General features: G+C 40.1%; 1 pseudogene. It reads left to right on the top strand.

Annotated features, from left to right (window positions below):
* Window positions 1-258: pseudogene (locus tag CIK04_RS31750) on the top strand (transposase); the annotation flags it as partial.
* Window positions 259-760: the final 502 nt, after the last annotated feature.

The raw sequence follows: 760 nt of genomic DNA, 5'->3' as shown, positions 1-760 counted from the left end.
TTACGCGTGAAAGTGGCAGTTTCAAAGGCAAGAGAATGATCAAAGGTGGACGGATGCAAGTAAGGACTGTTTTATACATGGCCATGATGTCAGCGATGCAATGTAACCCTGTATTTAAAGAAACATATCAACGACTTTTGGCTGCTGGAAAACCCAAAAAAGTAGCGCTCATTGCCTGCGTCAGAAAGATGGTAGTTATTCTAAATTCAATGCTTAGAGATGGCTGTATGTGGAATGGCAGATAGCGCCAAAAATTAACTATTGACGCCATAGTCTCTTGTTATGTTTAAGACTCAATGGGTTAAGTTTTACGAAACCAAGAGCTTAACTCGACTTACCTTTAAAAACCAAAACCAGACGCTAAAAAGCTGAATTAACTCATAAATTTGATTCTAATGATTTTGAGTTTTAGCGTGAGAAACCGAAAACTGGAGCTCAAACCTTGAAACCAAGACGCTTTATTCGACTCATAAACGCACTGAGCTTTAATGAGGCAACTCTCAGAATTTTTCGCGCCCACGAATTGGAGTCCAGAAAACAGCGACCACTGAAGTTAACTTGCCGACAAGACCAAAATTAGAAAGCCGAGAATGCAAAGAAAAGATGCAACCAACTGATTTTACGTGATTAAACATAACGCCCTGTTAAGGTGTGAGCAACGCAATACCGAAACTTCCGCATACCACCTTAAACACAAAACGCAACGCATAGCAAAAATGCCAAGCGTTGCGAATCACTCTTAAACAGATTGTTAGCCTAT

The sequence above is a fragment of the Vibrio sp. 03_296 genome, from assembly GCF_002265885.1.
Note: the sequence above shows the minus strand (reverse complement) of the source record. Positions and strands in the feature narration are given on the sequence as shown.